This is a genomic window from Luteibacter sp. 9133, from assembly GCF_000800155.1.
In the GTDB taxonomy this organism is placed as follows: Bacteria; Pseudomonadota; Gammaproteobacteria; order Xanthomonadales; family Rhodanobacteraceae; genus Luteibacter; species Luteibacter mycovicinus.
The window spans coordinates 568,144-575,000 of the sequence record NZ_JUHO01000001.1 but is presented as its reverse complement, the minus strand read 5'-3'; the positions used below and the strand labels follow the sequence as shown (position 1 = coordinate 575,000).

Sequence of the window (6,857 nt, the reverse complement as noted above, 5' to 3'; positions counted from 1 at the left end):
TTCGTCGATGACGAACCACGCGCGTTCTGGATGAAGAACACCCTCATCCCGCTGGACATCCTCTACTTCAACAAGGATCGCCAGCTGGTCTCCATGCAGCTCAACGCGCAGCCCTGCAAGGCCGATCCCTGCGCGATCTACCCCAGTGGCGGTCAGTACGCGCGATACGTGCTCGAGCTCAAGGCGGGCACCGCGGGCAAGCTTGGGCTGAAGCTGGGCGAGACACTGACCATCGAGGGCGATCCCGGCACGGTGCGCTGATCGGACGACAACCCGCGCTCGCAGGGCACGTCGACCCGGTACGGCAACAGCCGGGACGGATCCAGAGCGGCCAGCTCGTCCCACTGATCTTCGAAAGGTATGAATCGCTGCATGAGTGCTTCCTCCACGTATAGGCACGCGTTGCGCGGCCGTGGAGCTATGGAAGCAGGATTTCCTGCGTTATCGCAGGCGGAATGGGGCGAAACGATGTCAGCCCCATCGCCGGACGCTATCCGTCGGGGACGGCGGCATCTGTCAGTCCAGCTCGACCATCTCGAAGTCGTCCTTGGTCACGCCGCAGTCGGGGCAGGTCCAGGTATCCGGGATATCCTCCCAGCGCGTACCCGGTTCGATGCCTTCATCCGGCAGGCCCAGGGCTTCGTCGTAGATGAAGCCGCAAACGACGCACATCCATTTGCGAAGGGTGGTTTCAGTGCTCTGGCTCATGGCTTGCGTACTGTCGTCAAACGGGAAAGTCCCCCATTCTGTCACCCCCGGCGCGGCGACGGTAGCGCGCCACCGTCACATTCCGAAGGACCTGTATGAGCACCCTCCTCCGACACCGCCCGCATGGCAAGGGCGTTTACGTGATTACCGACGGCCCTCGCGACGATCTTTTCGCCGCCGTCGAGGCTGCGCTGGCCGGCGGCGCACGCATGCTTCAGTACCGCGACAAGTCCACCGACGCGGACCGCCGACGCAGAGAGGCCGACGAGATCTCCCGCCTGTGCGCCCTCCACGACGTGCCCTTTATCGTGAATGACGACGTCCCGCTCGCCCTGGCCACGGGCGGCGGGGTGCATCTGGGCCGCGAGGATGTGTCGATCGCCGAAGCCCGCGCGGAACTGGGCCCGGACGCCATCATCGGTGTCTCCTGCTACGGATCCCTCGAGCGGGCGAAGCAACTGGCGGGGGAGGGGGCGAACTACCTGGCTTTCGGCGCCATGTACCCGTCGACCACCAAGCCCCATGCCCCGGTCGCCCCGCACGACGTTTTGACGCAGGTCACCCTCCTGGGCCTGCCGGTCGTGGCGATTGGCGGGATCACCCCCGACAATGGACGGGTCCTTATCGAAGCGGGTGCCGACTACCTTGCCGTGGTCTCCGCCGTTTTCGCCGCGCCCGATATCCAGGCCGCGACGCGCCGCTTCGCCGATCTTTTCGACTCACGCCCCGGAATCATTCAATGACCAGCAACCAGGAACTCTTCGCCCGCGCCCGCAAGCTGCTGCCCGGCGGGGTCAATTCGCCCGTGCGCGCCTTCCGGTCGGTCGGCGGCGAGCCGTTCTTCACCGCCCGGGCTGACGGTCCCTTCCTCTGGGACGTCGAGGGCAACCGCTACATCGATTACGTCGGCTCCTGGGGCCCCATGGTCGTGGGACATAATCATCCGGCTGTGCGCGAGGCCGTCGAACGCGCCGTCAGGAACGGACTGTCGTTCGGCACGCCCTGCCCCGCCGAGGTCACGATGGCCGAGACCATCGTCGATCTGGTGCCGTCCATCGACATGGTGCGCATGGTCAACTCGGGTACGGAAGCCACGATGTCGGCGATCCGCCTGGCGCGTGGTGCGACCGGCCGCTCGAAGATCGTCAAGTTCGAAGGCTGCTACCACGGCCACGGCGACAGCTTTCTGGTGAAAGCCGGTTCCGGTGCGCTGACCTTCGGCGTGCCGACCTCGCCGGGCGTGCCCAAGGCGTCGGCCGATCTGACACTCACTCTCCCCTATAACAACATCGATGCCGCCCGCCTGCTCTTCACGCAGGAAGGCAAGGAAATCGCCGCCCTGATCATCGAGCCGGTCGCCGGCAACATGAACTGCATTCCGCCGAAGGAAGGTTATCTTCAGGACTTGCGCGACCTGTGCACCGAGCACGGTGTGCTGCTGATTTTCGACGAAGTCATGACCGGCTTTCGCGTGGCTCTCGGCGGCGCGCAGGCGCACTACGGCATCACGCCGGACCTGACCTGCTTCGGCAAGATCATCGGCGGCGGCATGCCGGTCGGTGCCTATGGTGGCCGCCGCGACCTGATGGAGCAGATCGCTCCGTCCGGCCCGATCTATCAGGCGGGCACCTTGTCGGGTAATCCGGTGGCGATGGCGGCGGGTCTGGCGATGCTGGAGTTGATCCAGGCGCCGGGCTTCCATGACGACCTGGCGGCGCGCACCGTGAAGCTGACCGACGGCATCCTTGGTGCGGCGAAGCGCGCCGGTGTGCCTTTCAGCGTCAATCGCGTGGGTGGGATGTTCGGGTTGTTCTTTACGGACGAAACCGTCGAGAGCTATGCGCAGGCGACCAAGGCCGACGTGGATGCGTTCAATCGCTTCTTCCACGGCATGCTGGAGCGCGGGGTTTACCTGGCACCGTCGGCTTTTGAGGCCGGGTTCGTTTCCAGCGCGCACGACGATGATGTCATCGCGGGCACGGTGGCGGTGGCGGGTGAGGTGTTTGCTTCGCTGTGATGTCTGCGGAGTAACGCATGTGGAGGCCGTGCCTGGCGTTGGATGTGCGGCACGGCTTCACTCGTTTTTTTGCCGGAGTGAGGGTTCGCCAGCAGGCTGGCTCCTGCCGGAGCAGAGCATCGTCGATCCGGGCGGCGAGGCCGGCCGGATCGACAGGATCGCTCAGGCGACTTGCGCTTCCTTGGTGAAGGCGTGCAGTGCCGCGCCGAGGCGTTCGAGGCCTTCCGCGGTTTCTTCGTCGGTGATGGTCAACGGCGGGACGATGCGCAGCACGTCGGGGCCGGCCTGCAGAATCAGCAAACCATGCGCGGCGGCAAGGTCGAGGATTTCACCCGCCCGGCCCTTATAGGCATCACCGAGCACCGCACCGATCATCAGGCCACGCCCACGGACTTCCGAGAAGAGGTGCAGGTCGTGATTGAGCTTGTTGAGTCCGGCGCGGATGTCGTTGGCCTGGCGTTCGACGTTGAGCAGCACGGCGGGCGACGAGATCTTCTTCAGCGCGACGCGCGCCACCGCGGCGGCCATCGGATTGCCACCAAACGTGGTGCCATGCGCACCGAACTGCATGATGTCGGCGACCTTGGGGCCGACCAGCATCGCACCGATCGGGAAGCCCGCGCCCAGCGCCTTGGCCAGCGTGACGATGTCGGGCGTGACATGGTCGTGCGCGTGGGCGAACAGCGTGCCCGTGCGACCCATGCCGGACTGGATTTCATCCAGCACCAGCAAGGCGTCGTGCTTGTCGCAGAGCTCGCGTACGGCCTTGAGGAAACCGGGTTCGGCCGGCATCACGCCGCCCTCGCCCTGAATCGGCTCCAGCATCACCGCCGACACGCCGCCCTGCGCAAACGCTTCTTCCAGTGCGGGCACGTCGTTGAATGCCACATAGCGGAAGCCACCGGGCAACGGCTCGTAACCTTCCTGGTATTTCGGCTGCGCCGTAGCCGTCACCGACGCGAGCGTGCGCCCGTGAAACGAGCCCTTGAAGGTGATGATGACGCGCTCTTCCGGCGGGCGGCCCTTCGACGTAGCCCACTTGCGCACCAGCTTGATGGCGGCCTCGTTGGCCTCCGTGCCGGAGTTGCAGAGAAAGACCCGCTCGGCGAACGGGGCGTGCTCGATCAGTTCTTCGGCCAGGCGCAGCGGCGGCTCGGTCCAGAAGACATTGCTTGCGTGCCAGAGCTTGCCGGCCTGTGTGGTCAGCGCGGCGACCAGATCGGGGTCCTGGTGACCCAGCGCGTTGACCGCGATGCCCGCACCGAAATCGAGGTAGTCGCGGCCTTCGGTATCCCAGACGCGGGAGCCCTTGCCGTGGTCAAGGACGACGTCGCGGGGACGATAAACGGACAGCCAGTAGCGCTTGCCGAGGCCGATGAGATCGGAGGAATCGACAGGATGCGAGGACATGGAACGAACTCCCGGGCCCGGCCGCAGCGCCGGAACCCTTACAGAAACGGATGGAATCGCACGGTACGCTCTGCGGTCCGACATCGAACCCGCATCGTATGATCGGCTGTACCGCGCGTGCAACGACTCTGTGACACGCCGCTTCAGCGGCTGAACGGCCACGCGCCGCAGACCGACGGGAAACTCCTTGCGAATCAAAGCACCTGCCACGTGGCACGGCGTTTGCTGCCTGTGGGACAAGGCCCTGTGAAGCCCGCGATGTTCGTTCGCCCGACGACCCTGCCAAGCCGAGCGACGAATGGGAACTCCCGGTCCCCCAGAGGACCGGGAGTTTTCTTCACTCCGCTGACGGATCAACGCAGCTGGTCGAGCGCCAGCTGGTGCTTCTTGCAAAGGCGATAGACGGTGACGCGGGAGACGCGCAGACGGCGCGCGCATTCGCTGATGTTGAACGCACTGGCGCGCAGACAATCGACGATCGCCTCGCGCTCGGCCGAGGTTCGGGCGCTGCCAAGGCTGTCCCGGTCGCCGCCGGGCGCATCCGGCGTCAGCTCGAGATCCTCGGGCGTAATGAGGGCGTCGTCGGCAATGACGGCGGCGCGCTGCACGCGGTTCATCAGCTCACGGACGTTGCCCGGCCACGGGAAGCCGTTCATCGCCTTGCGCGCGGCGGTGCTGAAGGCCCGTGCGCGCGTGCCATAGGTTTCGCGGAAAGCGTCGAGAAAATGCTGGGCCAGCAGCTCGATATCGCCGGCGCGCTCCCGCAGAGGCGGCATTCGCAGCCGGAGCACGTTGAGCCGGTAGAACAGGTCCTCGCGGAAACGGCCCTGGGCGACGGCCCTTTCCAGGTCCACATGAGTGGCGGCCAGCACGCGGACGTCGACATGCACGGACTGACAGCTGCCGACGCGATCGATCGTTCCTTCCTGAAGCACACGCAGCAGATTGGTCTGGGCATCCAGCGGAAGGTCACCGATCTCGTCGAGAAAGACAGTGCCGCCGTCCGCCGCCTCGAAATGGCCGATACGCCGTGCCGTCGCGCCGGTGAAGGCACCGCGCTCGTGCCCGAACAATTCCGACTGGACCAGGTTGGCCGGCAGCGCACCGCAATTGATCGCGGCGAACGGCTTTCCGTGGCGAGCGGAGAGTTGATGCAGCGCGCGGGCGGCCATCTCCTTGCCGGTGCCTGTCTCGCCCGTAATGAGGAGCGGGAGTTCGACCGGTGCGAACTTGCGGATGTTCTGTGACAGTGCGCGAATGGCCGGGCTGTCGCCGGTCATCACGGTGGGGCGCTCGTCCGGCGGCTCGAGACCACCCTCATGCGGCACCCTGAGCAGCGCCTGGCGCAGGGCGGCGAACGACGACGCGCCGTCGATGAGTTCGAGCGCGCAGGGCAAGGCGAGCCGGACGGCAGGGTCGCTGGAGGGCGTGTGTGGACCGGTGAGCCCGATCCAGGGCATGCCGGGATGCAACCGCCGCAGTTCGCCCAGGAGTTTCAGGGCTTCAGGAGCCGCCGAACGCAGGTCGACCACGGCGACCGCCATCTCACCGCACTCGGGCAGGTCGCCGCCCACACGACCGGGATCGGCTACCAACGTACGCCATCCCGCCCGGATCAGACCGAAGTGTTCCTCGACGCTCGGCCTGCCCACCCAGACGACACAACGACCCGTCATTTCCCCGCGCGACATGCCTGCTCCTCACACGATACGTGGCCTGCTGCCGGCTCTCGCGGATTCATGACCGGACCCGCCGCCGGCACCCCCTGCTGGCCGACAAGCCCCACATCGCCACTCGGCTGTCAGCCGGCGGCGACAGGGAGAGACGGTACCGCTGCCTGCCGGAAGCGGCCATACGCCAAACGGGCTAGCTCCCGGGAGGCCGCGGCATAGCTGTCGCGGTAGCTACAGAAACAAATCGGGCAGCAGCGGTTCGCCGGGCACCACGGCGTAGCGGTCGAAGTCGGTGACACCGTGCTCCCGCAGGATGTCTTCATCGATGACGAAGTGCCCGGTGTAATCACGGGAAGGCCGCGTCAGGATGGCATGCGCCGCATCGGCCACGATCGCGGGCGTGCGGCAGTTCTGCGGGCGGACGCCATCGATCATGGCGATGGCCGCCGCGGCGATCACCGTCCGGGGCCACAAAGCGTTGACGGCGATACCCATCGGCGCGAACTCGGGCGCCATACCCAGGACACAAAGGCTCATGCCGAACTTGGCGATCGTGTAGGCCACATGCGGCGCGTACCACGTCGGGTCGATGCTAGGCGGAGGCGACAGCATCAGCACGTGCGGATTCGCGGCTTCTTTCAGGTACGGCAGGCAGGCCTGCGTCACCAGAAACGTGCCGCGGGTGTTCACCTCGTGCATCAGGTCGAAGCGTTTCATCGGCGTGTCTTCGACACCCTTGAGCCAGATCGCGCTGGCGTTGTTCACCACGATATCGATGCCGCCGAAGCGCTCGGCCGCCGTAGCCGCCGCCATGCGCACCTCGGATTCCTCACGGATGTCGACTTTCAGCGGCAGCGCCACGCCACCTTCCGCTTCGATCTCGGCGGCTGCGCTGTGGATGGTTCCCGGCAGCTTCGGATTGGCCACGCTGCTCTTGGCCGCGATGACGATGTTGGCGCCGTCACGGGCCGCGCGCTTCGCGATCGCCAGGCCGATACCGCGCGACGCGCCGGTGATGAACAGCGTCTTGCCCTTCAGCGATGTCATGG

The 6,857-nt window shown here is 66.1% G+C and carries 7 protein-coding genes (1 of these 7 running past the window's edge); 3 read left to right on the top strand and 4 right to left on the bottom strand.

The features are described from left to right. Window positions 1-261, top strand: the 3' portion of a protein-coding gene (locus FA87_RS02285; protein ID WP_043692100.1) for a DUF192 domain-containing protein. It extends 186 nt beyond the left edge of the window; the window shows 261 of its 447 coding nt (coding positions 187-447); its start codon lies off the left edge, out of view; its stop codon occupies window positions 259-261. Window positions 262-516: 255 nt separating this feature from the next. Here the strand turns inward: FA87_RS02285 and FA87_RS02280 are convergent, their stop codons facing one another. Then, on the bottom strand, window positions 517-708 hold the full coding sequence (locus tag FA87_RS02280; RefSeq protein ID WP_036116149.1) for a rubredoxin: 192 nt from the start codon (window positions 706-708) through the stop codon (window positions 517-519). A 95-nt stretch (window positions 709-803) separates the two neighbouring features. Between FA87_RS02280 and thiE the strand changes: the two genes are divergently transcribed. Both thiE and hemL read left to right on the top strand, forming a co-directional pair. Beyond that, a complete protein-coding gene (thiE, locus tag FA87_RS02275) occupies window positions 804-1,451 on the top strand; it encodes a thiamine phosphate synthase (RefSeq protein ID WP_043692097.1) in 648 nt (215 codons plus the stop codon). Then, a complete protein-coding gene (gene hemL, locus FA87_RS02270) occupies window positions 1,448-2,725 on the top strand; it encodes a glutamate-1-semialdehyde 2,1-aminomutase (RefSeq protein WP_043692094.1) in 1,278 nt (425 codons plus the stop codon). Before thiE ends, hemL begins: the two co-directional genes overlap by 4 nt. Before the next feature lie 162 nt (window positions 2,726-2,887). Here hemL and FA87_RS02265 read toward each other — a convergent pair whose 3' ends face one another. The 3 genes from FA87_RS02265 to FA87_RS02255 all read right to left on the bottom strand — a co-directional run bounded on the left by FA87_RS02265 (window position 2,888) and on the right by FA87_RS02255 (window position 6,855). Further along, on the bottom strand, window positions 2,888-4,135 hold the full coding sequence (locus FA87_RS02265) for an acetylornithine/succinylornithine family transaminase (RefSeq protein WP_043692092.1): 1,248 nt from the start codon (window positions 4,133-4,135) through the stop codon (window positions 2,888-2,890). Between the two features lie 353 nt (window positions 4,136-4,488). After that, window positions 4,489-5,826 carry a sigma-54 dependent transcriptional regulator gene (locus FA87_RS02260; RefSeq protein WP_043692090.1) on the bottom strand — a complete coding sequence of 446 codons (1,338 nt, stop codon included), beginning with the start codon at window positions 5,824-5,826 and terminating at the stop codon, window positions 4,489-4,491. A 213-nt stretch (window positions 5,827-6,039) separates the two neighbouring features. After that, window positions 6,040-6,855, bottom strand: a complete 816-nt coding sequence (locus FA87_RS02255; RefSeq protein WP_043692088.1) for an NAD(P)-dependent oxidoreductase — start codon at window positions 6,853-6,855, stop codon at window positions 6,040-6,042. Between the last annotated feature and the right edge of the window lie 2 nt (window positions 6,856-6,857).

What these genes read in the sequence shown, in the direction of transcription:
- FA87_RS02260 (WP_043692090.1), bottom strand. Translation starts at nt 5,826, where the DNA reads ATGTCGCGCGGGGAAATGACGGGTCGTTGTGTCGTCTGGGTGGGCAGG.
- thiE (WP_043692097.1), top strand. Translation starts at nt 804, where the DNA reads ATGAGCACCCTCCTCCGACACCGCCCGCATGGCAAGGGCGTTTACGTG.
- hemL (WP_043692094.1), top strand. Translation starts at nt 1,448, where the DNA reads ATGACCAGCAACCAGGAACTCTTCGCCCGCGCCCGCAAGCTGCTGCCC.
- FA87_RS02265 (WP_043692092.1), bottom strand. Translation starts at nt 4,135, where the DNA reads ATGTCCTCGCATCCTGTCGATTCCTCCGATCTCATCGGCCTCGGCAAG.
- FA87_RS02255 (WP_043692088.1), bottom strand. Translation starts at nt 6,855, where the DNA reads ATGACATCGCTGAAGGGCAAGACGCTGTTCATCACCGGCGCGTCGCGC.
- FA87_RS02280 (WP_036116149.1), bottom strand. Translation starts at nt 708, where the DNA reads ATGAGCCAGAGCACTGAAACCACCCTTCGCAAATGGATGTGCGTCGTT.